We start from the raw sequence: 25,524 nt of genomic DNA, 5'->3' as shown, positions 1-25,524 counted from the left end.
CTTGGGAGCGTCTTCAGACAGTGAAGCTCTCGCCGCAGCCGCATGCGCCCTTGGCGTTCGGGTTCTCGAACACGAAGCCGGCGGCGAAATCGTCCTCGACCCAGTCCATCGTCGAGCCGATCAGGTAGAGTACCGAGCCGCCGTCGACGAACAGCGTGCCGCCCGGGGTGTCGATGCGCTCGTCCATCGGGTTGGCGGCCGTCACATAGTCGACCGAATAGGCGAGGCCCGAGCAGCCGCGGCGCGGGGTGGAGAGCTTGACGCCAATCGCGTCCGCCGGCGCGCGCGACATGAGGTCGGTGATGCGCGCTTCCGCGGCCGGGGTCAGCAGGATCGCGGCGGGGCGGGCGCGGGTCTTCACATCGGTCATCACAGCATCCCCAGTTCGAGCCTGGCCTCGTCGCTCATCTTCTGCGGGTCCCAGGGCGGATCCCAGACAAGGTTGACCTCGGCATGGCCGACGCCGGGGACGGCGCCGACGCGCAGCTCGACCTCGCCCGGCATCGATTCGGCGACCGGGCAGTGCGGGGTGGTGAGGGTCATCGTCACCACCGCATGGCCGTCGTTCGTCACCTCGACATTGTAGATCAGGCCGAGGTCGTAGATGTTCACCGGGATCTCGGGATCGTAGATCTCCTTGAGCGCATCGATGATCGCGTCGTAGGTCGCGCCGCCGGGCTCGCCGGCGGGGAGGTTCGCGGGCTTCTGCGAGAGGAAGCCGTCGAGATAGTCACGCTTGCGCTCGAAGGTCTCGCGCACGTCTTCCACGCGCGCCTTTGGCGGCGGGGTGACCGCCGACACTTCCTCGACCTCGATCTTGCCTGCCTCGTTCACCCGAAGATCCTCGTCACTCGTTCGATACCCTTGACCAATGCGTCGATGTCCGCCGCGCCATTGTAGACGCCGAAGCTGGCGCGCGCGGTGGCCGTCACTCCCAGCGCCTCCATCAGCGGCTGCGCGCAGTGATGGCCAGCGCGGATCGCGACATCGCCTTCGTCCAATATGGTGGCGACGTCGTGGGGATGCACCCCCTCGACCTCGAAGCTGACGATGCCGGCGCTGTCGTGCGGGCCGAACACGCGGACGCTGTTGAGTCCGGTGAGCGCCTCGCGGGTCTTTGCGACCAATGCGGTTTCGTGCGTATGGATGCGATCGAGGCCGATCGAGTCGACATAGTCGATCGCGGCGTGGAGCCCGACGACGCCCACGATGTGCGGCGTGCCCGCCTCGAACCGGCCGGGGGGCGGGGCGTAGGTGGTCCTGGCGAAGGTCACCCGGTCGATCATCGAGCCGCCGCCCTGATAGGGGGGCATCGCGTCGAGCAGGTCGTAGCGGCCCCACAGCACCCCGATGCCGGTCGGGCCGTAGAGCTTGTGCCCCGAGAAAACGTAGAAGTCGCAGTCGAGCTCGGCGACGTTCACAGGCAGGCGCGGCACCGCCTGGCAGCCGTCGAGGAGAAGCTTCGCGCCGACGCCATGCGCGATCGCGGCGGCGCGCTTTGCATCGAGGACGGAGCCGAGCACGTTCGAGACATGGGCGAGCGCGACCAGCTTGTGCTGCGGCGTGAGCATCGCCGCCATCGCGTCGAGATCGATGCGGTGGTCTGCGGTGAGCGGGACGACGTCGATCGCGGCGCCGGTGCGCTCGGCGACCATCTGCCAGGGGACGATGTTGCTGTGATGCTCGAGCTGACTGAGCAGGATGCGGTCGCCGGGCTCGAGATTGGTGCCCGCCCAGCTTTGCGCGACGAGGTTGATGCCCTCGGTCGCGCCGCGCACGAACACGATCTCGTTCTCCTGGCCGCCGATGAAGCGCGCGACACGGCGGCGCGCGGCCTCGTAGGCGAGGGTCATGTCGGCCGAGCGCTGGTACACGCCGCGATGCACGGTGGCGTAGGTCGTGTCATAGGCGCGGGTGATCGCGTCGATCACCGGCTGCGGCTTTTGCGAGGTCGCGGCGGTGTCGAGATAGGCCCAGCCCTGCGGGATCGCCGGGAAATCGGCGAGCAGGTCGAGCGGGCGGGTGTCGGTGGCGACGGTCACGATGCTGCCTCCAGCCAGGTTTCCGCGTCGGCAGCGAAGGCCTCACGCACCGCTTCGTCGCCGATCCGGTCGAGCGCGTCGGCGACGAAGGCGCGGGTGAGCAGCGCCTTGGCCTGCGGCTCGGGGATGCCGCGCGACTGCATGTAGAACAGCGCCCTGGCGTCGAGCTCGCCGACAGTGGCGCCGTGCGCGCATTTCACGTCGTCGGCGAAGATCTCGAGCTCAGGCTTCAGGTTCACGGTCGCGGTGCGCTTGAGCAGCAGGCCGCGCAGCGACTGTTCGCCGTCGGTCTTCTGCGCATGGCGCGCGACCTCGGCGCGGGCGGCGAGGCTGGCGGTCGAGGCGTCGGCGGCGACCGCGCGCCAGACCTGGCGGCTGGTGCCCTCGGGCGCGGCGTGGTGGACCGCGACGGCCGCTTCCTGCTTCTGCTCGGCGCGGGTGAGGAGGGCGCCGCCCATCTCGGCATAGGCGCCGATGCCGTCGAGGCGGAGGAAGCCGTCGATGCGGCTGCCCATGCCGCCGGCGCCGAGGAAGGTGGAGACATAGCTCGCCGCCTCGCCGATCTGCGCTTCGTCGCGGATCGAGACGAAGCCTTCGTCCTGCAGCAGGCGGACGGCGCGCATCAGGCGTGCGCCTTTGCCGAGCGAGGCGTGGAGCAGGCGGTTGGCCCAGCCATGGCCGGCATAGGTCTCGACCACGGTGGCGACGGCGTCGTCAGCCATGTCGATGCGGGCGGGGAGATGGTTCTCGCCGCCGGTGCCGAGATGGACGATCTGGATGGGGTCGGTCGCGGCGGTGGTATCGAGGCGCAGCACCCAGCCTTCACCCTGCGCGAGCTGGCCGAGCGGATGATCGCCGGTCATCGCGAGCCGGGTGAGCTGGACCGGGCCGGGACGCGAATGGGCTGGCTCGAACGCACCGTCGACGAACAGCAAGCGCGGGCCCGCGATGTCGAGGAACAGCGCGGCGGGGTCGATTCCGGTCGCGGCGGGCGCAGTCTCGGCGGCGGCGCGGAGCGTGTCGAGGTCGCTCCAGCGCCACGCTTCCTCGCGCGGGGAGGGAAGGGTGAGCGTGCTCATCGCCTCAGGCCGCCACCTGCGCGTAACCCTCGCGCTCCAGCTCGTGCGCGAGTTCGGGACCGCCGGTCTTCACGATGCGGCCGTCGGCGAGGATGTGCACCGCGTCGGGCTTCACGTAATCGAGCAGGCGCTGATAATGGGTGATCAGCAGCACCGCCTTGTCGGGCGCGCGCATGATGCGGTTGATGCCCTCGCCGACGATGCGCAGCGCATCGATGTCGAGGCCGGAATCGGTCTCGTCGAGCACCGCGAAGCGCGGGTTGAGGATGCCCATCTGGACCATCTCGTTGCGCTTCTTCTCGCCGCCCGAAAAGCCGACATTGACCGGGCGCTTGAGCATCTCGGCGTCCATTTCCAGCGCCGCGGCCTGGGCGCGGGCGAGTTTGAGGAAATCGCCGCCCGACAGCGGCGCCTCGCCGCGCGCGCGGCGCTGGCTGTTGAGGCTCTCACGCAGGAACTGGACGTTGGACACGCCGGGGATCTCGACCGGATACTGGAAGCCGAGGAACAGGCCGGCGGCGGCGCGCGCGTGGGGTTCGAGCTCGAGCAGGTCCTGACCGTCGAAGCTGACCGAACCCTCAGTGACCTCGTAGCCGGGGCGGCCGCCGAGGACATAACCGAGCGTGGACTTGCCCGCGCCATTGGGGCCCATGATCGCATGCACCTCGCCCGCGTTCACGCTGAGCGAGAGGCCCTTGAGGATCGGCTTGCCGTCGACTTCGGCGTGGAGGTTGTCGATTACGAGCATGTGCGGTCGTGCTTTCCGGAAATTGGATCGGCGGGGATCATTGCGGCTTGTCTTCGGTCGCCGCGGGTGCCCCGAAGCGGATCGAGGGTTCGGTGGTGTTGTCGCGCGGCGGGGGCGGGAGCTTGCCGAGGCGGTTGGCGTCGTCGTCCGTCTGGCCGGCGACCAGCGGGCCGACGGCTGGCGTCTTGGGCGGCTCGGGCCTCAGCGTGGCGCCGAGGCCGAGCTTGGGTTCGTCCGGCTTCGCCTTGGGTTCGACCGCGACCAGCGCGATGTTGCCCTTGCCGCAGAATTGCTGGCCCTTGGTCGAGGTCACGCAGTCGGGCAGCGCGGTGCAGGCGCGGGCATCGACCGTGGCGACGCCGCTCGACTTGAACACGCGGCAGTTGATCAGGCGACCGTCGGTGGCCTTGTCGAACACGAGCGCGACACGCCCCGCGGTCGCGGTGACGACCACTTCCTCATATTCTTCGGCCGCAGGGGGCGCGGTAGCTGACACAGTTTGAAGACCAAACAGCAACAGCGGCAGCGAAGTGATTGAAGCTACCATTTGTCGGGGTCGAACTCCCCGGCATAACTCGCTTTCAGCAATGCCTCGGCACCATCGAAACGCTCGATCACGAACGCCTTGCGCTTAGCGGCATCGGCGAAGGCCACATTGCTGGCCAACCCCTTCAACGAGCCCTCGATCGCCTCGCTGCGAACTTGCGCGCATGACGCCCTCGCCTGACCGAAGAGCGCGGCCGCGCGAGAGGGTTGCGAATCCGGGTGCAATTCCGCCTGCCTGCTCTCCATCGCGTCCTGAAGGCAACGTCCATATCGCTCGAGATGCGGCTCCATCTCGGCAGGAAGCGGCGTCATCGCAAACGCTTGGGGAACGGCGAGGAGGAGCAGGAGCGCAAGCATCACGTCCCCCACGCGTCACCCCGGACTTGTTCCGGGGTGCAGTGCGCCACGGGCGACAGCATCGAGCAAGGAAAGCTGGACCCCGGAACAAGTCCGGGGTGACGGGTGAAGGGAGGGGTGTGCATCACCCCACGCTCCCTTCGAGGCTGATGCCGAGCAGCTTCTGCGCCTCGACCGCGAACTCCATCGGGAGCTGCTGGAGCACCTCCTTGGCGAAGCCGTTGACGATCAGCGCGACCGCGGCCTCCTGATCTAGCCCGCGCTGCATCGCGTAGTAGAGCTGGTCCTCGCTGATCTTGCTGGTGGTCGCCTCATGCTCGATCTGGGCCGAGGGGTTGCGCACCTCGATATAGGGCACGGTGTGGGCACCGCACTGGTCGCCGAGCAGCAGGCTGTCGCACTGGGTGAAGTTGCGGACATTCTCCGCCGTCGGGCCGACGCGGACGAGGCCGCGATAGGTGTTGTCGCTGCGGCCCGCGCTGATGCCCTTGGAGATGATCGTCGAGCGGCTGTTCTTGCCGAGATGGATCATCTTGGTGCCGGTATCGGCCTGCTGGCGGTTGTTGGTCACCGCGACCGAATAGAATTCGCCGACGCTGTTCTCGCCCGCGAGCACGCAGGACGGATATTTCCAGGTGATCGCGCTGCCGGTCTCGACCTGGGTCCAGCTGACCTTTGAGTTCTTGCCCTGGCAGAGCGCGCGCTTGGTCACGAAATTATAGATGCCGCCGACGCCGTTCTCGTCGCCCGGATACCAGTTCTGGACGGTCGAATATTTGATCTCGGCATCGTCGAGCGCGACCAGTTCCACCACGGCGGCGTGCAGCTGGTTCTCGTCGCGCATCGGCGCGGTGCAGCCTTCGAGGTACGAGACGTACGCGCCTTTGTCGGCGACGATCAGCGTGCGTTCGAACTGGCCGGTATTCTCGGCATTGATGCGGAAATAGGTCGACAGCTCCATCGGGCAGCGCACGCCCTCCGGGATGTAGACGAAGGTGCCGTCGGAAAAGACCGCGCTGTTGAGCGTGGCGAAGTAGTTGTCGTGCTGCGGCACGACCTTGCCGAGCCATTTCTTCACCAGCTCGGGATATTCGCGGATCGCTTCGCTGATCGAGAGGAAGATGACGCCCGCGGCCTTCAATTCCTCGCGGAAGGTGGTGGCGACGCTGACGCTGTCGAACACCGCGTCGACCGCGACCTTCCGCGAGCCTTCGACGCCCGCGAGCACCTTCTGCTCCTCGATCGGGATGCCGAGCTTTTCATAGACGCGCAGGATCTCGGGATCGACCTCGTCGAGGCTGCCGAGCTTGGGCTTTGCCTTGGGCTCGGCGTAATAATAGGCGTCCTGATAGTCGATCGGCGGGATGTTGAGCTTGGCCCAGTCGGGCGGGGTCATCGTCAGCCAGTGGCGATAGGCCTTGAGCCGCCACTCCAGCATCCATTCGGGCTCGCCCTTCTTGGCCGAGATGAAGCGGACTGTATCCTCGGACAGCCCCTTGGGGGCGAACTCCTGCTCGATGTCCGAGCTGAAGCCCCATTCGTACTTCTTGTTGGCGGCGGCGAGCGCCTCGGCATTCTTGGTGGCCATCAGGCGGGTTCCGGCTGGGTCGAGAGGGTGGCGAGGGTGACGCCGGCGAGCGTCGAGCGGACCGCGCCGTTGACCGCGTTCCAGTGCGGCTTCACGCGGCAGCTCTGCTCGATGCAGCAATCGTGGCGGCCGTGATCGACGCAGGCGGTGAGGGTGATCGGCCCCTCGATCGCTTCGACGATGTCGGCAAGGCTGATCGCGGCGGGCGGACGCGCGAGGCGGAAGCCGCCGCCAGTGCCGCGCGCGGATTCGATGAGGCCCGCGGCGGAGAGGCGGCTGACCAGCTTCTGCACTGTCGGCAGCGGCAAGCCGGTCTCGTCGGCCAGCAGCGTCGCGTTGAGCCGCCCGCTGACGCCGCAATGCCGTGCGGCGGCGGATAGCATCACGACGGCGTAATCTGTCTGGGCCGAGAGTCGCATTCGTCCTTCGCAGTTGCGAACAATTCTCAAATCGGAATGATTCGTTCCGATTGCCATGTGGGCGCGGCGACCCGCGGCGTCAACCCGCGCTTTGCTGGTGGACCGGGCAAGTTCAGGTGTCGCTGATCAGCGGATTGACCTGGCCCTGCAGGGCGCTGCGCTGCGAGATGGTGAGCTGTGCGAGCAGCCCGGGCTGCTCCTGGAGCTGGCGCGGGGTGCAGCCGGTGAACTGCTTCATCTCGTTGATGAGGTGCGATTGGTCGTAGAAGCCGCGCTGGAGGAGTTCGTCGAGCGTCGCCTTGCGTTCGGCGAACGCCACCGCCGCCTTGAGCGCGCGATATTTGCGCGCGAGCAGCTTGGGCGGCGCGCCGTAGAGCGCCTTGCACTTGCGCTCGACCTGGCGGTGCGAGAGGCCCGTGACGGCGGTCAGGGCGTCGATCTCGGGCGAGGCGCATGCGGCCAGCCAAGTGTCCACCAGCCGCACGAAGGCGGCGTCGGGCGAATCCGCGCGCGCCAGGCTCGCGATCAGCTCTTCCGCGATGGCGACCATCGCCTGCGTATCGGGCGCGCGCGCGATCCGGGCCAGCGTGTCGTCGACGGCGGGGCCGAACAGGTCGCGGGCGTCGAACACGCAGTTCAACATGGTCGATGCGTCGTTGCCGATCAGCGCCGCCCAGCCCGCCGGTGTGATTCCGCAGCCAAAGGCGTGGACCGGGCCGACCACCTTGACCTGCATCGCGCCGCTGGTCGGGCCGATGACATGGATCGGCGGCGCGACCTGCGTGCTGCCGTCGGGCATGCGGTATTCGGTGGCGCCCTCCGAGATGCGGAAGCGGAGTTGGGCATGGTCCGCGCGCTCGGTGTCCTCCAGCACGGGGACATCCGCACGGAAGTGATAGAACAGCGTGATCAGATCGGCGATCCCAGCCGTCGGCACTGCGTATTCAAGTTGAACCGCTGTCATCGAACGTCCCCAACTGCGGCAGTCGCAGGGTACGCTCGTTCCTTCGCAAGGGGAAGCGCCTAAAGAACAGGGGAAAATACTCGGCGGGAGGTGACTCCCGCCGAGCTTAGTATCAGAAGCCCCTGTTGAAGCTCCTCAGGTCGCATGGATCTTCTAGACTCGGCGCGCCGATTCGGTCTTGGAGAAATTCGACATTGCTACAAGGTTTTAACATGCAAATATTGCAATGCAGAATAATCTGATGAGTGCTTACGGCCTGCTGCGTCCGGCGCTGTTCGCGATCGACCCCGAACGCGCGCACCGGCTGACGATTCGCGCGCTGACGATCGCCGGGGGCATGGGCGCGGTGCCGCGGGTGCGGCCGGTGACGATCGCGGGGATCGAATTCCCCAATCCGGTGGGGCTCGCGGCGGGGATGGACAAGGATGGGGAAGCGATTGCGGGGCTGTTCGGCCTTGGCTTCGGCGCGGTCGAGATCGGATCTCTGACCCCGCGGCCGCAGAGCGGCAACCCCAAGCCGCGGCTGTTCCGGCTGGCCGAGGATCGCGCGGTGGTGAACCGCATGGGGTTCAACAATGGCGGGATCGACGCGGCGCTGGAGCGGGTGAAGAAGGCCAGGCGTGCGGGCGTGCTCGGCATCAATGTCGGCGCGAACAAGGACAGCGACGATCGCGTGGCGGACTATGCGCTGGGCGTGGGCAAGGCGGCGCGAGTTGCGGATTATGTGACGATCAACGTCAGCTCGCCCAACACGCCGGGTTTGCGCGACCTGCAATCACGGCCAGCGCTCGACGAGTTGCTGGCTGCGTCGAATGTGGCGCGGATGGTGGAAGGCCGACGGGTGCCATTGTTCCTCAAGGTCGCGCCTGACCTCGACACGCAGGGGTTCGACGACGCGGTGCGCGCAGCAATCGACAATGGGATCGACGCGCTGATCGTGGGCAATACCACGATCTCGCGGCCCGCTACGCTGCGCTCGGCACAGGCGACGCAGACGGGCGGACTGTCGGGCGCGCCGCTCAAAGCGCTGGCGCGGACGAAGCTCGCCGAGGCGCTGGCATCGAGCGGCGGGCAGCTGCCGGTGATCGCGGTGGGCGGGATCGACTCACCGGAGGAGGCGCTGGCGCGGCTCGAGGCGGGGGCGGCGCTGGTGCAGCTCTATTCGGCGCTGGTCTATGAAGGGCCCGGGTTGGTGCGGCGCATCCTCAAGCGGCTGTAACGTAGCGGCATTGCGCTTGTCCGCGGGGCCGCTAGGCTCTCGCTTCAAACGCGCGCGGGCACGAACCCGCGGCTGGGGAGTTGGGGACAGGGATGCGCAAGCTCGAACGGTTCGACAATCTGGTGCAGATGTTCTTCGCGCGGGCGCGCGAGAAGGGCGATGCGCCGTTCCTGTGGGCCAAATCGGGCGGCAAATGGGTGTCCACCAGCTGGGCCGAGACGGCGCGCCAGGTGGCGGCGCTGGCGGCGGCGCTGCGTAAGCTCGGGCTGAAGCCGGGCGACCGGGTGATGCTGGTGAGCGAGAACCGCCCCGAATGGTGCATCAGCGATCTCGCGATCATGGCGGCGGGCGGGGTGACCGTACCGACCTACACCACCAATACCGAGCGCGATCACCAGCACATCCTCGACAATTCCGCCGCGTCGATGACGATCGTGTCGAGCGGGAAGCTGGCCAAGACGCTGCTGCCCGCAGTGCTGCGCGCGACCGGCAGCCACAGCCATACCGTGATCGGGATCGAGGAGATGCGCATCGGCCAGCCCGGCGCGATCGAGTTCCACGACTGGAAGACGCTGATCGCGGACAATGCGGCCGATGTGACGGTCGCGGCTGCGGAAGCAGACAAGGCGCAGCGCGGCGATCTCGCCTGCATTATCTACACCAGCGGCACGGGGGGAAGCCCGCGCGGCGTGATGCAGCATCACGGCGCGATCCTCACCAATTGCGAGGGCTGCTGTTCGCTGATCAGCGAGGATTTCGGCTGGGGAGACGAGGTGTTCCTGTCGTTCCTGCCGCTGAGCCATGCCTATGAACATACCGGCGGCCAGCATTTCCCGATCGGGCTGGGCGCGGAGATCTATTACTCCGAGGGCCTCGACAAGCTTGCCTCGAACATCGAGGAGGTACGCCCGACGATCATGGTGGTGGTGCCGCGGCTGTTCGAGGTGCTGCGCACGCGGATCACCAAGCAGGTCGAGAAGCAGGGCAAGTTCGCCAACTTCCTGCTCGACCGAGCGGTCTCGATCGGCGGCAAGAAGGCGGCGGGCGGGGTGCCGATCTGGGACCAGCCGATGAACCTGTTCCTGAAGGCGACGCTCAAGCCCAAGCTCGCCAAGCGCTTCGGGGGGCGGATCAAGGCGATGGTATCGGGCGGCGCGCCGCTCAACCCCGAAGTGGGGGTATTCTTCGAGAGCCTCGGGCTCACCTTCCTGCAGGGCTATGGTCAGACCGAGGCGGCGCCGGTGATCAGTTGCAACCGGCCCAAGGTCGGCCTCAAGCACGACACGGTGGGGCCGCCGCTGGAAGGCGTCGAATTGAAGATCGCCGAGGACGGCGAGATCCTGGTCCGCGGCGAGCTGGTGATGCACGGCTACTGGCGCAACCAGGAGGAGACCGACCGCGTCCTCAAGGACGGGTGGTTGCACACCGGCGACATCGGCATGATCGACGAGAAGGGCCGGATCAAGATCACTGACCGCAAGAAGGACATCATCGTCAACGACAAGGGCGACAATGTCGCGCCGCAGAAGGTGGAGGGCATGCTGACCCTCCAGCCCGAGATCATGCAGGCGATGATCGCGGGCGACCGCAAGCCATATATGACCGCGGTGATCGTGCCCGATCCCGAATGGACCCAGGAATGGTGCGCGAAGAACGCGGCCCGGTGCGACCTCGCCGCGCTGCGCCAGGACCATGACTATCGCGCCGCGGTGGGCGCCGCGGTCGAGCGGGTCAACAAGGACCTGTCGGTGATCGAGCGCATCCGCCGCTTCATCCTGGCCGACGAGCCCTTCTCGATCGAGAACGAGCAGCTGACGCCGAGCCTCAAGATCCGGCGGCACGTGCTCAAGCGCGTCTATGGCGAGCGGCTCGACGCGCTGTACAAGAACTAGGCCGGCGCGGCCCGCACGGGCGGCCACGGCGATGGCATCCGGGGGCGACGATGACGGCGACGCGCAAGACCCAGATCGTGATCGTGGGCGGGGGCGCGGGCGGGCTCGAGCTCGCGCGGCGGATCGGCGCGCGCTATGGCCGCCGCGACCATGACATCATCCTGGTCGAGAAGAACCGCACGCATGTCTGGAAGCCGCTGCTGCACGAGGTCGCGGCCGGCTCGCTCGACGCCAATCTCGACGAGGTCGGCTATCGCAGCCACTGCCACCGCTGGGGCTATCGCTTCTTCTTCGGCACGCTCGAGCGAATCGATCCCGGCGCGCGCGAGATCGTCATCGCGCCGCTGCTCGACGAGGACGGCAGCGAGCTGATCGCGCGGCACCGGCTGCGCTTCGACTATCTGGTGCTCGCGATCGGATCGGTGGGCAATGATTTCGGCACGCCGGGCGCGCGCGAGCATTGCATCTTCCTCGACGAGCGGCCCCAGGCCGACCGTTTCCGCAACAAGTTGCTCAATCACTGCCTGCGCGTGTCGCGCGCGATGGTCGACGATCCGGCAAGCGACGCGCATGTCGACATCGCGATCGTCGGAGGCGGCGCCACGGGGGTCGAGCTCGCCGCCGAGCTGTTCAATGCCGCGGGCGCGCTGCGGCATTATGGGCTGGAAGTGTTCGACGAGCAAAGGCTGCGCGTGACGTTGATCGAGGCGGGGCCGCGCATCCTGCCCGCGCTCCCCGAGCGATTGGCGGAGGCGGCGCACCGCGAGCTGGAGGCGCTGGGCGTCACCGTGCTCACCGATACGCGCGTGACCGAGGTGACGGGGGATGCGATGCTGCTCGCGTCAGGCGCGCGCATTCCCGCCGACCTGCGCGTGTGGGCGGCCGGGGTGAAGGCCGCGCCGCTCGCCGCCGTGGATGACGGGTTGGAGCGCGCGCCGAACGGCCAGCTCATCGTCCGCCCGACGCTCCAGACCGTCACGGACGACCGCATCTTTGCGATCGGCGACTGCGCCTGGTGCGTCCTGCCCGGCGCGACTCAGCCGGTGCCGCCACGCGCGCAATCGGCGCACCAGATGGCCTCGGCGGTGTTCCGCAACCTGGTGGCGATCCAGGCGGGAAAGCCGCTACGCGACTTCGTCTATCACGATCATGGCTCGCTGGTGTCGCTCAGCCGCTTCTCGACCGTGGGCAGCCTGATGGGCAATCTGGTCGGCGGGCGCATGGCGATCGAAGGGCGGTTGGCGCGCTTCGTCTATACCTCGCTCTACCGCATGCACCTGATCGCGATCCATGGCTGGCTCAAGGGATCGGCGCTGATCCTGCTGGGCCGGGTGAACGCGATCATCCGGCCCCGGCTCAAGCTTCACTGACGTTGTGGTCTGGCCAGGCCGGGCGGAAGCTACCTCCCGCCGGCCTGGGTCGTCGCAGCCGGCTTTGCGTCGGGCAGCACCACCAGCGACCAGTCCTTCTGCGGGGCGAGGTACTTCGCCGCCAGCATCTGGATCTCCGTTGGCGTGGTGCCGCCATAGTCGCGCGCGATCGTGTTGATCGCGGCGAAGCGCCGGGGATCGAGCGTGCCGCCCTCGGTCTGCTGCATCCAGAACGGATTGCCGCTCGACCGGCGCACGACCATCTGCGCGGTTGGCACCAGCGCGCGGCGCAGTTCGTCGGTGTCGACCGGCTTGGCGATGAGGTCCGCGGCGATCTCGCGCGCGACGCGGAAGAACAGCTCGGTGCGGTCGGGCGGGATCAGCGTGATCGCCATGATGCGCCCGCCGCCGGGCTGCCCGACCGGCCACTGGCTGATCACCGTCGGCGAATAGCTCGCGCCCTCGGCCGAGCGGATGCGGTCGAGGATGCGGTCGCGCATGATCGCGGCGAGAATCTCGAGTTTGCGGCCCTCGCTGATATTGTCCGCGCCGCCGCCGGCCTGCCACGCGATCGCCGCCGCGGCCTGGTCCGGCTGGCCGGTATGGGTGAGCGCCATCGGCCGGGGGGTGTGCGACGGGAAGCGCATGTCGGGCGAGATCACCGGTGCGGGCTGACGCGGCTTCATCGCGCCGAAGGTGACGCGCGCCGCCTCGATCGCCTTCTCGACGTCGATGTCGCCGAAGATCTGCACCTCGATCGGACCGCTGGCGAGCAACGGTTCCCAGAAGGCGCGGAAGTCCTTGGGATTGAGCGCCTCGATCCCCTTGAGGTCGGGCATGCCCCAGCGCGGATCGCCGTCGTGGAGCAGCCGTTCGAGGTCGCGGCCGATCACCGCGTCGGGCGAGGACGACATCGCGGCATAGCCCGACACCGCGACCGCGCGGGCGCGCGCGATCGGCTTGGGGTCCCAGCCGGGCGACTGGAGCTTGGTCGCGATCAGCTTGAGCTGGTCGTGAAGGTCGCCGGGCGAGGTCTGGCCGGCGAAGGTGAAGGCGTCGTCGCCGATACCGAAGCTGAGCCCGATCTGGCGGTTGCCGGTGAGCTGGTCGATCTCCTCCTGGCCGAGCTTGCCGATGCCGCTGGCGACGAGCGCCATGTCGGCCGCCCAGGCAGGGGTTTGCCTGCCCGCGGGGATGCCCTGCATGCCGCGGCCGAAGCGCACCGAGACATAGGCGCGGCCGACCTCGCCGGGGTTCTGGAAGAGGATCAGGTTGACGCCATTGGCGAAGCGCACGCGCTCGATCTTGGGGTCGGCGACGGCGACGACGCGCTCGACCACCTTGCCCGGCGCACCGAGCTTGGGCAGCGAATCGAAGGTGACGTTGCGCGCGGCGTTGCGCTTGCCGGCGAGGCCCGAGACATCGGCCTCGAGCGCGGCGGCGAGCTTGGTCTGGACATTGTCGTCGGGGGTGCGGGTGGTGACGATCGCGCGGGTGGCGTCGCCCTGCAGGATGCGCTTGGTCGCGGCGAGCACGCGGTCCGAGGTGAACATCTTCGCGTCAACCGCGCCCTTGAAGATGTTGTAGCTCTCCTGCTCGCTGGTCGTCACCTCGTTGATGTCGACCGCCTCGACCAGATTGTCGGCGCGGCGCGAGCCGGCCTGGACCGGCGCAGTGGCGACCGAATTGCGCATCTGTGCGTCAATCTCGGCGACCTCGCGGTCGATCTCGACCTGAGTCGGCGCGGTGGTGAGCGCGTCGGCGATCACCGCGCGCACTTCCTTGACCGCGCTCTCCCAGTCCTCGCCGATCGGCAGCACCTGGATCGAGGTGACGTTGGCCGAACGCACCGCGTCCGACAGGTCGGCGCTCGCCCCGATATAGGAGGAGCCAGCGCGCGCGCGGCTTTCGAGGCGGCGGTTGATGATGCGGACCGCGACGAAATCGACCATCCGCTCCTGGTTGAACTTCACCGTGTCCTGGAACACCGTCCAGGGCCGCAGCACCGCCATCGAGACCACGGGCGGGAGCGTCGGTTCGACGATCGCCGCGCTCTTGGGCTTGGCCGGATCGGGCTTGCCGAAACTGGGCGTCACCGGGTTGGGCCCGACGCCCTGCCATGCCGCGAAATGCTTGGCGATCTGCGCTTCGAACAAGGCGGGGTCCATGTCGCCGACGATCACGAGCGTTGCGCGTTCGGGTCGGTACCAGCGCTGATGGAACGTACGGACGGCCTCCGCAGTGGCGCCATTGAGCGTCTCGACCGTGCCGATCACCGGGCGCTCGGCGAAGAGCTGGCCGGCGAAGAACAGCTGGCGCTGCGCATCCTCGAACCGCGTCTGCGGGCGTAGCCGCTCGCGCTGTTCGGCGAGCACCACGGGGCGCTCGGCATTGAGCGCCTCGGGCGTCAGGCTCGGCGCCGACATCATGTCGGCGAGGATCATCATCGATCGATCGAGGCTCGCTTCCTTCGCGTCGGGCAGGTCGAGCTTGTAGGTGGTCGAGACCGGCGTGGTGCTGGCGTTGCTGTCCGAGCCGAAGGTGACGCCGAGCCGCTGCCACTCACGCTTCGATTCGCCGTCGGGCACCTTGGCCGAGCCGCGGAACGAGAGGTGCTCGAGCAAATGCGCGAAGCCCATTTCCGACTCGCGCTCCATCTGCGCGCCGACATCCATGCGCAGGCGGATCGAGACCTGGCCGGGCGGCACGCCATTCTTGCGCACGGCGTAGCGCAGGCCGTTGGGCAGCGTGCCGAAGCGCCATTCGGGGTCCTGCGGGACATCGCTGCCCTTATAGAGCCAAGGCGCCTTGTCGACCGCGACCGGCGCGGGTGCGTTCTGGGGCGCCGGGGCAGCGACCTGTGCCAGGGCAGGCACGGCGGCTGCGGCGACGAGGAGAGGAAGGGCGAGTTGCTTGACGCGCGGGTACAGGGCCATCGCGTGCTATTTAGCGTGCTTCGCGGTTCATCGCCAGCCGCGGTGATCACGCCGCAATTCTTGAGCGACTGCACGGCTTTGGCCCGGTTTCGCCACGATTTGGGCCCAAGCGCCGGCTAGCCGGATCGTCGCGCGGTCCGGCGAGTCCCGGCCGGTGGCAAATATGGGGTCGAGGTGTGGCGTGCGGGAAGGCGTAGCGATCAGGCGTGACGAGACCGCGGAAGCGGTGCGCGTGCCGGATTTCGGCGTCGCTCCGGCTGGCGCCGTGTTCGCCGACGCCATCAAGCGCCCGCTGCTGATCCGCGTCGGCAAGCAGCTGCGCGGTGTCTTCGACCGGATCATCGGCGCGTCCTCGCTGGTCTCGAACGCGCCGGTGCTCGACGTGCGCGAGTTCGGCTGGACCGAGCTGCTGCGCGACAATTGGGAGGCGATCCGCGACGAGGCGCTGGCCTGCGAGGGCAGATCGCCCGCGCTCGCGAGCATCTCGCCCGACCACCGCGCGATCGCGCCGGTGAACAAGTGGCGTTCCTTCTTCCTGTGGGGCTATGGCTATTCGATCGAGGAGAATCTCGACCGCTGCCCGGTGACGCGATCGGTGGTCGCGCAGATCCCCGAGCTCAACAGCGCCTTCTTCTCGATCCTCGCCCCGGGCACCCACATCCCGGCGCATCGCGGGGTAACCAAGGGACTGCTGACCTGCCATCTCGGCCTCAGCGTGCCGCGCGACGGCGACGCGCGGATGCGCGTGCGGAACCGTATCGTGCGCTGGGCGGAGGGCGAGACGCTGCTGTTCGACGACACCTATGACCATGAGGTGTGGAACGACACGCCGGGCACGCGCGTGGTGCTGCTGGTCCAGGTGCGCCGCCCGCTGCGCCAGCCGGGCAAATGGGTCGCCGACGCCTTTCTCGGCATCGTCCGCCGCTCGGCCTTCGTGCAGGAGGCGCGCGCGAACGTGATGCGCTGGAACGCGGCGATGAGGGCGCGGGAGATGTAGTTGCGGTGGGGTGGCCGCCCGGTTCCCAAGCCCGGGCGGCCTGCCTCCGCCGTCAGAACTTGGCGCGAACGCCGATCGAATAGCGCCGCTCCGACAGTGCATAGCTGTTGAGCGCCACGGGCCCCGCCGCGCTGTACTCGGTGGTTGCCGAGTCGTCCGGGATCAAATTCTGCGCCTGGAACGAAAGCGCGATGTTCTTGGTCAGATCGACGCCGATCTGCGCGTCGAGCTGCGAGCGCGGGCCGATGAAGCTCGGCCGGCCTTCCGAGAATTCGAACACCGCCTCGTCGCGGTAATTATAGGCGACGCGCGCCGAGATCGGACCCTTCTCGAACAAGCCGACGAGATTGTAGCTGTTCTTCGACACCGCCACGAGCGGGAAGCCGGCGTTATCCTGCGAGTCCGAATAGGTGTAGTTGGCGATGATGCCGAGCCCATCGAGCGGCGAAGGCAGGAAGTCGAAGAATTGCTGGATGCCGACCTCGAAGCCCTTGATCTTCGCGCTGGCGAGGTTCTCGGGGCGCGAGAAGACCAGCTCGCGGCCCTGCGGGTCGAGCGTCAGGTCGACGCCGGTGGTGACGAAGCTGGCGATGAAGTCCTTGACGTCCTTGTAGAACAGCGCACCCGAGATCAGCGAGCTCTTGCCGGTATAATATTCGAAGCTGATATCGGCCTGAGTCGAGATCGGCGGCTCGAGATTGACGTTGCCGCCAGTGACCGACAGGTTGGTGGCGTTGAAGAAGGTCGACGGCGCGAGATCGGCGATCGACGCACGCTGCATCGTTTGCGAGCCCGAGATGCGGATCAGGAAATCGTCGGTGACATTGAACGCGATGTTCGCGCTGGGCAGCACGTTTGTATAGCGGTTCTTGTCGGTCCGCAGCGTGCTGACCGTGCCGACATTGACATAGGAATCGACCGACAGCCGCGTGCTCGCGATGCGCACGCCGGCATTGGCGCGATAGGGGATGCCGGCGATCTCACCCTCGCCCGAAAGCATGAGGTAGCCCGCCAGCGTCCGCTCGCTGAAGTCATAGTCGCGCTGCAGATTGGGCAGCAGCGCCGAGCGGTCGTTGGGATTGGGATTGGGCTCGGCCGCCTGCGCGCGGGTGAAGACATAGTCGAAGGTCGGCGCGGTGGTGAGGAAGCTGCGCGGGAAGCTGCCCGGGATGTCAGGCAGGAACTCGCCCGTGCCGATCGTCCGCAGAAAGGGTTCGATCTCGGCGCGGGTCGGCGTCACCTGACTGCGATAGGCGTTCGAGCGCGCGTGCAGGTCGGTGTAGCGCACGCCCATCGCCAGTGTGACCCCGCTGTCGAACTCGTAGGAGAGATCGAGCTTGCCGGTCCATTCCTCGAGCAGGCCGATCAGCCGGTTGCTGCGCACGCCGTTGTTCGCCGGGTTATAGGAGGCATAGCTGGTCGGGTTGAAGGTGCCGCCGAGCGTCAGCGAGGGAATGGTGTTGCCGCGGAAATCGAAGGTGCCGGGCACTGCAGCGGTCGCTTGGAGCGTGATGATCTGGATCGTCTGGTCGATCGTGCCCTTGCTGTAATAGCCGTCGGCCTCGATCTTGAGCCCGTCCTTCTCGTACTTGCCGTTGAGGCCGTAGAGATAGCTTTTGGTGGGCTCGTTGCGGATCTGGCCAGCGGTGGTGACGGTGCCGTTGGCGGTGCCCGCGACCACCGCGCCATTCTCGACCACGCGATTGGCGACCGGGTTGGTGCCGGTGGGCAGGCGGAAGGCGAAGAAGTCCTGGCGGCGGCCAGTGGTGAGCTCCGAATAGAGCGCGTCGGCGGTGAGCGTGAACTCGGGCGTCACCTCGAACTGCACCGCGCCGTTGAGGCCGAGCCGCGAGCGATCGACCACGAACTGCTCATATTGGAGCAGCACCGGGGTCGCGAACACGCCGCCGCCGGTGCCGGTATAGGTGCGGTTGAGGAAGTTGTTGCGTTCGAATGTCTGGTTGGTCGAGGTGCGCTTCTGATACTCGCCCGCGATCATCACGCCGAGCCGGCCGTCGAGGAACTTGGTGGTGGCGAAGCCGGTGATCGCCGGCTCGAATTTTTCGCTATTCTCCGAATAGACGCCCTGCGCCCGTACCGAGATGGTCGGTTCCTTGAACGACAGCGGCTTGGGGGTAACGAGATTGACGGTGCCGCCGAGCCCGCCCTCAGCCTGGCTGGCGAGCGGCGACTTGCGCACCTCGAGCCGGCCGAACAGCGAGGAGGGGACCGAATCGAGGCCCGACGAGCGGCCGAGCTGGTCATTCTCCGGCGGCGACAGGCGCGCCGACCAGCCGAGCAGGGTGCGGCCATCGACTTCGACGCGGACTTGCTGGAGGCCGCGCACCGAGACCGACTGACCTTCGCCGAACACGCGGGTGATCTGCACGCCGGTGACGCGCTGGAGCGCCTCGGCGACGTTGGCGTCGGGGAGCTTGCCGACATCCTCGGCGGTGATCACGTCCATCACCTGCGACGCGTCGCGCTTGACCTCCGCGGCCTGCTGCAGCGAGGCGCGGATGCCGCTGACGATGATCTCTTCGGTTTCCTCCTCCGGAGGCGGCGACGGTGCGGTCTGCTGCGCGGCGGCGGGCGCCGTGACGGCGAAAGCGGCCGTCAGCGCGAGTGCCGCGGTGCCTGCCTTGAGCAGCTTGGTGGTGTTCATGCGTCTCCTCCCCAATTTCGCGTGCAGCCGCCGCAACAGGCGAACGCTATCGCGCGGGCTTTGCCCGATTCAACCCGGCTTAGACACCGGTGTCATCAGAGTTGTCCTACAAACCCCGGCGCGTGTCAAGGAGATGTCCTACAACATCTCTGGCGGGCGGCGGCGGGAGACTAGCGCGCCGGGCCGGTGCTGGCGCGGACGATGAGACTATAATCGAGCGTCAGCCGGTCGCGGGGGCGCGAGTCCGAGAGCAGCAGGTCGGCAGCCGCCCAGGCGAGCTCGCGCACCGGCTGGCGAACGGTGGTGAGCGGTGGCCACACCGCGGCGGCGAGATCGGAATCATCGAACCCGGCGATCGACAGCTCATCGGGCACGCCGATGTCGAGCTCATGCGCGACCGCGAGCGCGCCCGCGGCCATGTCGTCGTTGCCGGCGAAGATCGCGGTCGGGCGCGACGCGCCGGCGAGCAGCCGCCGCGCAGCCTCGCGCCCCGACTGGAAGCTGTAGTCGCCTGCGACGACCAGCGCCGGATCGAAGGCGACGCCGTGCGCATCGAGCGCGGCGCGATAGCCTTCGAGACGCTCGACCGACGAAATATGCGTTTCGGGGCCGGTGATGAACGCGATCGCGCGGTGACCGAGACCGGCGAGATGATTGGTGAGCTCGTGCGCGGCGGCGACGTCGTCGATCGTGGTCGAGCGGCCCTCCTCGCGGCGGAAGCCCGGCTCGATCCGCACATAGGGCAGGTTGCGGCGATCGAGCTCGGCCAGCAGCTCGGCCGATTCGGTGACCGGCGGCGACAGGATCAGGCCGTCGAGATGCGTCTCGTCGATCAGCGCGGCGATTTCCTGCACCAGGTCGGGCGAGGCGGCCTCGACCGGCTGGATCAGCAGCCGGTAGCCGAGCTCGTGACAACGCTCCTGCGCGCCGGCCTGGAGGTGATAGACATAATAAGGGCTGGGATTGTCGTAGAGCAAAGCGACCTGGAACGACTTGCGCCCGGCCAGGGTGCGCGCGGCGAGGCTTGGGCGGAAGTTGAGCTCGGCCACCACCTGCTCGACCCGGCGGCGAGTCTCGTCGCTGACATTCTTCTCGTTATTGAGCACGCGCGAGACGGTCTTGAACGAGACCCCCGCGAGCTTCGAGACTTCCTTGATCGTCGGCCTGCGCGCCATTTGCCTCCCCTGACCGGATCAAGGCATAGGTGACAGCGTTGGCAACAAGCAAGAGCGATGTGGCGATATGATAATACAAAGGCGTGCGCTGATGATCGGATTGGGGCTGGCGGCGGCGCTGCCCGCGGCGGCACAGGCGCGGGAGGGGCTCAAGGTGATGAGCTTCAACGTCCGCCTGCCGCTCGCCTCGGATGGGCCGAACCGCTGGGAAGCGCGGCAGGACCTGTTCGTCGAGACGATCCGGCGCGCCGATCCCGACATCATCGGCACGCAGGAATTATGGAAGATCCAGGGCGACCACCTGATTGCGAAGCTACCGCGCTACAACTGGTTCGGGATCGACCGGCGCGGCGGGCATGCCGACGAGCATATGGGGGTGTTCTACCGCCGCGACCGGCTGAAGCTCATTGAGATGGGCAATTTCTGGCTGTCGGAGACGCCCGAGGTGCCGGGAAGCAACAGCTGGGGTGAGTCGCTGCCGCGCATGGCGACCTTCGGGCTGTTCGAAACGATCCCCGGCGGCAAGCGCTTCTGGTTCTTCAACACGCACTTCGCGCACCGGGCCGAGGACGAGAGCGCGCGGACCAAGGCGGCGGAGCTGATCGCGGCGCGCATCGCGAAGCTGCCGGGCGATCTGCCGGTGGTGCTGACGGGCGACTTCAACACCGTCCCGGATTCGGGCGCGCACCGGGCGCTGACGGCGGGGTTGAGTGATGCCTGGAGCGCGGCGGCCGTGCAGCGCGGGCCGGAGGGGACGTTCCACGGCTTCACCGGCAAACCCGAGCGGCGGATCGACTGGGTGCTGGCACGGGGCCTGACCGCGGGGCGGGTGGAGACGGTGACGTTCGGTCGGCGCGGGCGGTATCCGTCGGATCATTTCCCCGTCGTCGTGGACTATCGCTGGCCCTGATGGGAAAAAGGCCCCGCCCGGACATGCCGGACGGGGCCCGAAAGGCTGGTTTGCGAAGCGGCTTAGCCGCCGCCGCCCGCCAGGGCCGCGAGCAGCAGCAGCGCGACGATATTGGTGATCTTGATCATCGGATTCACCGCGGGACCCGCGGTGTCCTTGTAGGGATCGCCGACGGTATCGCCGGTCACCGCGGCCTTATGGGCCTCGCTGCCCTTGCCGCCGTGATTGCCGTCCTCGATATACTTCTTGGCATTGTCCCACGCGCCGCCGCCCGAGGTCATCGAGATGGCGACGAACAGCCCCGAAACGATCACGCCGAGCAGCATCGCGCCGACCGCCGCGAAGGCGTTGGCCTGGCTGTCGACGGCGAGGATCACGAAGTAGAGCAGGATCGGCGAGAGCACCGGCAGCAGCGACGGGATGATCATCTCCTTGATCGCGGCGCGGGTGACGATGTCGACCGTGTGGCCATAGTTGGGACGGCTGGTCCCCTCCATGATGCCGGGGTTCTCGCGGAACTGCTTGCGCACGTCCTCCACCACCGATCCGGCGGCGCGGCCGACCGCGGTCATGCCGAAGGCGCCGAACAGGTAGGGGAGCAAGGCGCCGAGCAGCAGACCGACGATGACGAAGGGGTTGTTGAGCGAGAAATCCACCGACACGTCGGGGAAGTAGCGCTTGAGGTCCTCGGTATAGGCCCCGAACAGCACCAGCGCGGCGAGCGCGGCGGAGCCGATGGCATAGCCCTTGGTCACCGCCTTGGTGGTGTTGCCGACCGCGTCGAGCGCGTCGGTGCGGGTGCGCACGTCGTCGGGAAGCCCCGCCATCTCGGCGATGCCGCCGGCATTGTCGGTGACCGGGCCATAGGCGTCGAGCGCGACGACCATGCCGGCAAGCGCGAGCAGCGAGGTGGCGGCGAACGCCACGCCGATGATCCCGGCAAGCTGGAACGAGGTGATCACCGCGATCACGATCACGATCGTGGGCAGCGCGGTCGATTCGAGGCTGATCGCGAGACCCTGGATCACATTGGTGCCATGGCCGGTGATCGAGGCGCGCGCGATCGACTGGACCGGGCGGTAGTTGGTGCCGGTGTAATATTCGGTGATCCACACCAGTAGCCCGGTGACGGCGAGGCCGATCATCATGCACCAGAACAGGTCCATGCCGGTATAGGCGGCGTTGCCGATCGGGGCGGAGAGGTCGCTCAGCGTATATTGGGTCGCGAAATAGATCGCCGGGACGGCGAGGATCGCGGTGGTCCAGAAGCCCTTGTAGAGCGCGCCCATGATCGAGCCGTTCTTGCCGAGCCGGACCATGTAAGTACCGATGATCGAGGTGACGATGCACACGCCGCCGACGATCAGCGGCAGCGACATGAGCGCGAGCAACTGTTCCGAGCTGCCCGCAACGAGCAGCGCGATCGACACCATGGTGAGGCCGATCGTGACGACATAGGTCTCGAACAGGTCGGCGGCCATGCCCGCGCAGTCGCCGACATTGTCGCCGACATTGTCGGCGATCACGGCGGGATTGCGGGGGTCGTCCTCGGGGATGCCGGCCTCGACCTTGCCGACGAGGTCGGCGCCGACATCGGCGGCCTTGGTGAAGATGCCGCCGCCGAGACGCGCGAAGATCGAGATCAGCGAAGCGCCGAAGGCGAGCGCGGTCAGCGCATGGATGATTTCCTCGCCATTGGGCTCATTGCCGGCGACACCGACGAGATACCAGAAGAGCACCGAGATCGAGAGCAGGCCGAGACCCGCGACAAGCATGCCGGTGATCGCACCCGAACGGAAGGCGAGGGTGAGGCCGCCCTGCAGGCTGGTGCGCGCGGCTTCGGCGGTGCGGACATTGGCGCGCACCGAGATGTGCATGCCGGCATAGCCCGCGGCGCCCGAGAGGATCGCGCCGACGAGGAACGCGACGGTCGAAAGCCCGCCGAGCGTGAAGTACAGCACGACGGCGACGATCGCGCCGACGACCGCGATGGTGGTGTATTGACGGCCGAGATAGGCCTTGGCGCCTTCCTGGATGGCGGCGGCGATGTCCTGCATTTTCTGGTCGCCCGCGGGCGCGCGCAGCACCTGCTGCGAAGTCACCAAACCATAGAGCACGGCGAGTACGCCGCACGCGATGGCGATATAGACAATCGTCATCTGGTATCCTTCCCCTGAGAAATCCGCCCGCCGTCCGGGTCTTTGCCCGGTACGGCAGGCGGTCGGTGGCGGAACGTATAGAGGGGTGGGGGGCTGTCAAGCCGCGGTTGGGACGCGCGCGAGTCAGCCGCCGTGGCGGTAACCAAGCCTGTCGGGGAGCGGGATGGGGGCCCCGCTCGCCATTAGCGTAAGACCGGCGCCTGCGCGGGCAGCGCCGATGCGGGTCGCGGCAACCGGCGGGGTGGTTCCGGCGGGAAGCGTGAAGAGCAGTTCGTAATCGTCGCCGGCGGTAGCGGCCTCGATCGCGTCGAGACCGGGCAAGGCGAGCGGGACGGCGTCGAGGTCGATCGCGAGCGCGATGCCGCTGGCTTCGGCCATGCGGCGGGCGTCGATGAGGAGGCCGTCGGAAATGTCCATCATCGCGGTGGCGAGCGGGGCGATCGCCCGACCCTCGGCGAGGCGCGGTTGCGGGCGGAGATAGCGGGTGAGATCGCGCGGCGCGCCGTCGGGGCCGAAGCCAGCACCGCCGATTTGGCCGGTCACCCAGAGAGCATCGCCGGGGCGGGCGCCGGTGCGCAGTGGGACGCGGGCCGGGGCGGTACCGATCGCGGCGAGGGTGAGGCTGCGTGGCGCGCCGCTCGGCATCGCCACGGTGTCGCCGCCGAGCAGCGGCATTGCGAAGCGCGTGAGGGCCTGGTCGAGACCGGCGAGGAAGGCGCGGTCCCATTCGGCGTCGCCCGACAGGGCGTAATTGAGCAGGCAGCCGATGGGGGTGGCGCCCTTGGCGGCGAGGTCCGAGAGGTTCACCGCGGCGAGCTTCCAGCCGATCGCGTCGGCGGGGTCGTGCGGGCGGTAGTGGACGCCCTCGACCATCGTGTCGCTGGTGAGGACCAGCCGGCCCGCGGCGACCTCGAGCACCGCGGTGTCGTCGGCCAGCTCCGCTGCGGCGGGATGCGTGGCGATGGCGCGCAGGGCGTCGAGAAAGGCGAACTCGTCGGACACTGGAGACAGCGGTAAGCGAGGCGCGCGGTGGAGGAAAGGCGCAAAGGCTCGGCAAGGCTGGTTCAGCCGCAACCGGCTCGGCCTCGAAATGACAACTTCCGTCCGGCCGCGTCGCGAGCGGCCTCCCGATGTGATAGGAAGGCTCGGTCATTTCGGGAGGATGCGATGCGGACGGCATTTGTGATCGGCTTGATGGCAACGTCGGGGACCGCGGCGGCGGGAGTAGCGCTCACCCAATCGGATGTCTCGGGCGGCGCCAAGGACCAGTGCGTGCTCGCCAAGGCGACGCCGACGCCCAGTCCCACGCCGAAGCCGAGCGGTGCGGGCAACCATATCCCCAAGGCGACGCTGACCGCGCGCAAGACTGGCGGGGACGACAGCCCCAAGGCCAAGCCCGGCAACACCAAATATGGCAACATCGTGCTGAAGCGCGGCGCCGGGGATGCCGCCCCGGCTTGCCCGACCGAGTGAGTCGGCGCCCCGCGTCAGGCTGAGGCATGGCAGACGAACTCGATCAGCCGGTCGTCGGGATCGCGCAGATAGCCGGCATAATAATCGGGATGGATGTGCGGCGCGAGCGCGGGCGCGCGGTCGAGCGTGAAGCCGGCCTTGCGCCCGATCGCATAGATCGCATCGACCGCGCGGCGATCCGGCGCGGTGAAGGCGAAATGGACGTTCGCCGACGCCTCGCCCTCAGTCAGGAAGAAGTCGAGCCGCTGGCCGTCGCCGAACCCTTTGCCCGCCCCGTCTACCATCTGCCGGTAGCCGAGCGGGGCGAGCAGCGTCGCGTAGAAATGCAGCGTGCGGGCGAGGTCGGGAGTCTTGATTTCGAGATGGTCGAGCATGGTTGCCTCCGTGTCTGGAAGCGTGCAGATAATGGCGAATCCGCTACAGTGATGCGCAGATTTCGATCAATTTCGAGGCAGATCGATCAAAATGGTAGAAAATTTGATCGGGTTCGATCATGGCGCTTGAGCTGGACCCGCAGGACCGCCGGTTGCTGTCGCTGCTGCAGGACGATGCCGGCATCGCGATCAACGCGCTGGCGGACGAGACGGGGCTGTCGCCCGCCTCGGTCCAGCGGCGGTTGCGGCGCTTGCGCGAGGGCGGCGTGATCGCGCGCGAGGTGGCGGTGATCGATCCGCTCGCGGTGGGGCTCGGCATGAGCTTCATCGTGATGGTCGAACTCGAGCGCGACCGCATCGACCAGCTCGACTCGTTCCGCCGCAAGGCGCTGCGCGAGCCGCATGTCCAGCAATGCTATTATGTGACGGGCGAGGCGGATTTCGCCTTGGTCTGCGTGACGCGCGACATGGCCGATTTCGAGGCGCTCACCCGGCGGCTGTTCTTCGGCGACGAGAATGTGCGGCGCTTCCGCACCTCGGTGGTAATGGGGCGGACCAAGGTCGGGTTGACGCTGCCGATCGAGTAAATCGCGTCGAGCGCAGTGAGCCAT

General features: G+C 67.6%; 23 protein-coding genes. 7 read left to right on the top strand and 16 right to left on the bottom strand.

Annotated elements, in window-relative coordinates:
• Positions 1 to 13: 13 nt before the first annotated feature.
• The 10 genes from OK349_RS16270 to OK349_RS16225 form a co-directional block, all read right to left on the bottom strand.
• Complete coding sequence (locus OK349_RS16270) at positions 14 to 370, bottom strand: HesB/IscA family protein (protein ID WP_265118959.1); 357 nt, start codon at positions 368 to 370, stop codon at positions 14 to 16.
• The gene (locus OK349_RS16265) at positions 370 to 834 is read right to left on the bottom strand and encodes an SUF system Fe-S cluster assembly protein (protein ID WP_265118958.1); all 465 of its coding nucleotides are present in this window, start codon (positions 832 to 834) and stop codon (positions 370 to 372) included. Before OK349_RS16265 ends, OK349_RS16270 begins: the two co-directional genes overlap by 1 nt.
• The gene (locus OK349_RS16260) at positions 831 to 2,042 is read right to left on the bottom strand and encodes a cysteine desulfurase (protein ID WP_265118957.1); all 1,212 of its coding nucleotides are present in this window, start codon (positions 2,040 to 2,042) and stop codon (positions 831 to 833) included. Before OK349_RS16260 ends, OK349_RS16265 begins: the two co-directional genes overlap by 4 nt.
• Entirely contained in the window at positions 2,039 to 3,121 is a 1,083-nt protein-coding gene (locus tag OK349_RS16255) for a SufB/SufD family protein (RefSeq protein WP_265118956.1), read from the bottom strand. Before OK349_RS16255 ends, OK349_RS16260 begins: the two co-directional genes overlap by 4 nt.
• Positions 3,122 to 3,125: 4 nt before the next feature.
• The gene (sufC, locus tag OK349_RS16250) at positions 3,126 to 3,869 is read right to left on the bottom strand and encodes a Fe-S cluster assembly ATPase SufC (RefSeq protein WP_265118955.1); all 744 of its coding nucleotides are present in this window, start codon (positions 3,867 to 3,869) and stop codon (positions 3,126 to 3,128) included.
• A 37-nt stretch (positions 3,870 to 3,906) separates the two neighbouring features.
• A complete protein-coding gene (locus OK349_RS16245) occupies positions 3,907 to 4,365 on the bottom strand; it encodes a hypothetical protein (RefSeq protein ID WP_265118954.1) in 459 nt (152 codons plus the stop codon).
• Positions 4,366 to 4,409: 44 nt separating this feature from the next.
• A complete protein-coding gene (locus OK349_RS16240; RefSeq protein ID WP_265118953.1) occupies positions 4,410 to 4,772 on the bottom strand; it encodes a hypothetical protein in 363 nt (120 codons plus the stop codon).
• A 124-nt stretch (positions 4,773 to 4,896) separates the two neighbouring features.
• Entirely contained in the window at positions 4,897 to 6,360 is a 1,464-nt protein-coding gene (sufB, locus tag OK349_RS16235; RefSeq protein WP_265118952.1) for a Fe-S cluster assembly protein SufB, read from the bottom strand.
• Positions 6,360 to 6,779: an SUF system Fe-S cluster assembly regulator gene (locus OK349_RS16230; RefSeq protein WP_265118951.1), complete on the bottom strand. Its 420-nt coding sequence runs from the start codon at positions 6,777 to 6,779 to the stop codon at positions 6,360 to 6,362. Before OK349_RS16230 ends, sufB begins: the two co-directional genes overlap by 1 nt.
• A gap of 112 nt (positions 6,780 to 6,891) precedes the next feature.
• The gene (locus tag OK349_RS16225) at positions 6,892 to 7,743 is read right to left on the bottom strand and encodes a helix-turn-helix domain-containing protein (RefSeq protein WP_265118950.1); all 852 of its coding nucleotides are present in this window, start codon (positions 7,741 to 7,743) and stop codon (positions 6,892 to 6,894) included.
• A 241-nt stretch (positions 7,744 to 7,984) separates the two neighbouring features.
• Between OK349_RS16225 and OK349_RS16220 the strand changes: the two genes are divergently transcribed.
• The 3 genes from OK349_RS16220 to OK349_RS16210 all read left to right on the top strand — a co-directional run bounded on the left by OK349_RS16220 (position 7,985) and on the right by OK349_RS16210 (position 12,224).
• On the top strand, positions 7,985 to 8,962 hold the full coding sequence (locus OK349_RS16220; protein ID WP_265118949.1) for a quinone-dependent dihydroorotate dehydrogenase: 978 nt from the start codon (positions 7,985 to 7,987) through the stop codon (positions 8,960 to 8,962).
• Between the two features lie 92 nt (positions 8,963 to 9,054).
• Positions 9,055 to 10,854, top strand: coding sequence for an AMP-dependent synthetase/ligase (locus tag OK349_RS16215; protein WP_265118948.1), 1,800 nt, complete (start codon positions 9,055 to 9,057; stop codon positions 10,852 to 10,854).
• 50 nt (positions 10,855 to 10,904) lie between these two features.
• The gene (locus OK349_RS16210; protein ID WP_265118947.1) at positions 10,905 to 12,224 is read left to right on the top strand and encodes an NAD(P)/FAD-dependent oxidoreductase; all 1,320 of its coding nucleotides are present in this window, start codon (positions 10,905 to 10,907) and stop codon (positions 12,222 to 12,224) included.
• A 29-nt stretch (positions 12,225 to 12,253) separates the two neighbouring features.
• Here the strand turns inward: OK349_RS16210 and OK349_RS16205 are convergent, their stop codons facing one another.
• Complete coding sequence (locus OK349_RS16205) at positions 12,254 to 15,160, bottom strand: M16 family metallopeptidase (protein ID WP_265118946.1); 2,907 nt, start codon at positions 15,158 to 15,160, stop codon at positions 12,254 to 12,256.
• 181 nt (positions 15,161 to 15,341) lie between these two features.
• Here OK349_RS16205 and OK349_RS16200 point away from each other — a divergent pair, with 181 nt between their 5' ends.
• The gene (locus OK349_RS16200; RefSeq protein ID WP_265118945.1) at positions 15,342 to 16,157 is read left to right on the top strand and encodes an aspartyl/asparaginyl beta-hydroxylase domain-containing protein; all 816 of its coding nucleotides are present in this window, start codon (positions 15,342 to 15,344) and stop codon (positions 16,155 to 16,157) included.
• 52 nt (positions 16,158 to 16,209) lie between these two features.
• Here OK349_RS16200 and OK349_RS16195 read toward each other — a convergent pair whose 3' ends face one another.
• Both OK349_RS16195 and OK349_RS16190 read right to left on the bottom strand, forming a co-directional pair.
• The gene (locus tag OK349_RS16195) at positions 16,210 to 18,822 is read right to left on the bottom strand and encodes a TonB-dependent receptor (protein ID WP_265118944.1); all 2,613 of its coding nucleotides are present in this window, start codon (positions 18,820 to 18,822) and stop codon (positions 16,210 to 16,212) included.
• Positions 18,823 to 18,992: 170 nt separating this feature from the next.
• Positions 18,993 to 19,997: a LacI family DNA-binding transcriptional regulator gene (locus OK349_RS16190; RefSeq protein WP_265118943.1), complete on the bottom strand. Its 1,005-nt coding sequence runs from the start codon at positions 19,995 to 19,997 to the stop codon at positions 18,993 to 18,995.
• A gap of 91 nt (positions 19,998 to 20,088) precedes the next feature.
• On the opposite strand from OK349_RS16190, the gene OK349_RS16185 reads away from it, so the two are divergent.
• A complete protein-coding gene (locus OK349_RS16185; protein WP_265118942.1) occupies positions 20,089 to 20,907 on the top strand; it encodes an endonuclease/exonuclease/phosphatase family protein in 819 nt (272 codons plus the stop codon).
• 62 nt (positions 20,908 to 20,969) lie between these two features.
• Here OK349_RS16185 and OK349_RS16180 read toward each other — a convergent pair whose 3' ends face one another.
• Together OK349_RS16180 and thiL are read right to left on the bottom strand one after the other, a co-directional pair.
• Entirely contained in the window at positions 20,970 to 23,066 is a 2,097-nt protein-coding gene (locus OK349_RS16180; protein WP_265118941.1) for a sodium-translocating pyrophosphatase, read from the bottom strand.
• Between the two features lie 123 nt (positions 23,067 to 23,189).
• Entirely contained in the window at positions 23,190 to 24,068 is an 879-nt protein-coding gene (thiL, locus tag OK349_RS16175) for a thiamine-phosphate kinase (RefSeq protein ID WP_265118940.1), read from the bottom strand.
• A gap of 165 nt (positions 24,069 to 24,233) precedes the next feature.
• On the opposite strand from thiL, the gene OK349_RS16170 reads away from it, so the two are divergent.
• Positions 24,234 to 24,539, top strand: coding sequence for a phage tail protein (locus tag OK349_RS16170; RefSeq protein ID WP_265118939.1), 306 nt, complete (start codon positions 24,234 to 24,236; stop codon positions 24,537 to 24,539).
• 14 nt (positions 24,540 to 24,553) lie between these two features.
• On the opposite strand, the gene OK349_RS16165 is transcribed toward OK349_RS16170, so the two are convergent.
• Positions 24,554 to 24,913, bottom strand: a complete 360-nt coding sequence (locus OK349_RS16165) for a VOC family protein (RefSeq protein ID WP_265118938.1) — start codon at positions 24,911 to 24,913, stop codon at positions 24,554 to 24,556.
• A 119-nt stretch (positions 24,914 to 25,032) separates the two neighbouring features.
• Between OK349_RS16165 and OK349_RS16160 the strand changes: the two genes are divergently transcribed.
• Complete coding sequence (locus tag OK349_RS16160; protein ID WP_265118937.1) at positions 25,033 to 25,500, top strand: Lrp/AsnC family transcriptional regulator; 468 nt, start codon at positions 25,033 to 25,035, stop codon at positions 25,498 to 25,500.
• Positions 25,501 to 25,524: the final 24 nt, after the last annotated feature.

Origin of the sequence: Sphingomonas sp. BT-65, from assembly GCF_026107375.2 — a bacterium.
Taxonomy (GTDB): domain Bacteria; phylum Pseudomonadota; class Alphaproteobacteria; order Sphingomonadales; family Sphingomonadaceae; genus Sphingomonas.
This window is presented reverse-complemented; position numbering and strand designations above follow the sequence as displayed.

What these genes read in the sequence shown, in the direction of transcription:
- OK349_RS16195 (WP_265118944.1), bottom strand. Translation starts at nt 18,822, where the DNA reads ATGAACACCACCAAGCTGCTCAAGGCAGGCACCGCGGCACTCGCGCTG.
- OK349_RS16240 (WP_265118953.1), bottom strand. Translation starts at nt 4,772, where the DNA reads ATGCTTGCGCTCCTGCTCCTCCTCGCCGTTCCCCAAGCGTTTGCGATG.
- OK349_RS16270 (WP_265118959.1), bottom strand. Translation starts at nt 370, where the DNA reads ATGACCGATGTGAAGACCCGCGCCCGCCCCGCCGCGATCCTGCTGACC.
- OK349_RS16170 (WP_265118939.1), top strand. Translation starts at nt 24,234, where the DNA reads ATGCGGACGGCATTTGTGATCGGCTTGATGGCAACGTCGGGGACCGCG.
- OK349_RS16215 (WP_265118948.1), top strand. Translation starts at nt 9,055, where the DNA reads ATGCGCAAGCTCGAACGGTTCGACAATCTGGTGCAGATGTTCTTCGCG.
- OK349_RS16205 (WP_265118946.1), bottom strand. Translation starts at nt 15,160, where the DNA reads ATGGCCCTGTACCCGCGCGTCAAGCAACTCGCCCTTCCTCTCCTCGTC.
- OK349_RS16210 (WP_265118947.1), top strand. Translation starts at nt 10,905, where the DNA reads ATGACGGCGACGCGCAAGACCCAGATCGTGATCGTGGGCGGGGGCGCG.
- sufB (WP_265118952.1), bottom strand. Translation starts at nt 6,360, where the DNA reads ATGGCCACCAAGAATGCCGAGGCGCTCGCCGCCGCCAACAAGAAGTAC.
- OK349_RS16230 (WP_265118951.1), bottom strand. Translation starts at nt 6,779, where the DNA reads ATGCGACTCTCGGCCCAGACAGATTACGCCGTCGTGATGCTATCCGCC.
- OK349_RS16255 (WP_265118956.1), bottom strand. Translation starts at nt 3,121, where the DNA reads ATGAGCACGCTCACCCTTCCCTCCCCGCGCGAGGAAGCGTGGCGCTGG.
- OK349_RS16185 (WP_265118942.1), top strand. Translation starts at nt 20,089, where the DNA reads ATGATCGGATTGGGGCTGGCGGCGGCGCTGCCCGCGGCGGCACAGGCG.
- OK349_RS16160 (WP_265118937.1), top strand. Translation starts at nt 25,033, where the DNA reads ATGGCGCTTGAGCTGGACCCGCAGGACCGCCGGTTGCTGTCGCTGCTG.
- OK349_RS16165 (WP_265118938.1), bottom strand. Translation starts at nt 24,913, where the DNA reads ATGCTCGACCATCTCGAAATCAAGACTCCCGACCTCGCCCGCACGCTG.
- OK349_RS16220 (WP_265118949.1), top strand. Translation starts at nt 7,985, where the DNA reads ATGAGTGCTTACGGCCTGCTGCGTCCGGCGCTGTTCGCGATCGACCCC.
- OK349_RS16190 (WP_265118943.1), bottom strand. Translation starts at nt 19,997, where the DNA reads ATGGCGCGCAGGCCGACGATCAAGGAAGTCTCGAAGCTCGCGGGGGTC.
- OK349_RS16225 (WP_265118950.1), bottom strand. Translation starts at nt 7,743, where the DNA reads ATGACAGCGGTTCAACTTGAATACGCAGTGCCGACGGCTGGGATCGCC.
- sufC (WP_265118955.1), bottom strand. Translation starts at nt 3,869, where the DNA reads ATGCTCGTAATCGACAACCTCCACGCCGAAGTCGACGGCAAGCCGATC.
- OK349_RS16180 (WP_265118941.1), bottom strand. Translation starts at nt 23,066, where the DNA reads ATGACGATTGTCTATATCGCCATCGCGTGCGGCGTACTCGCCGTGCTC.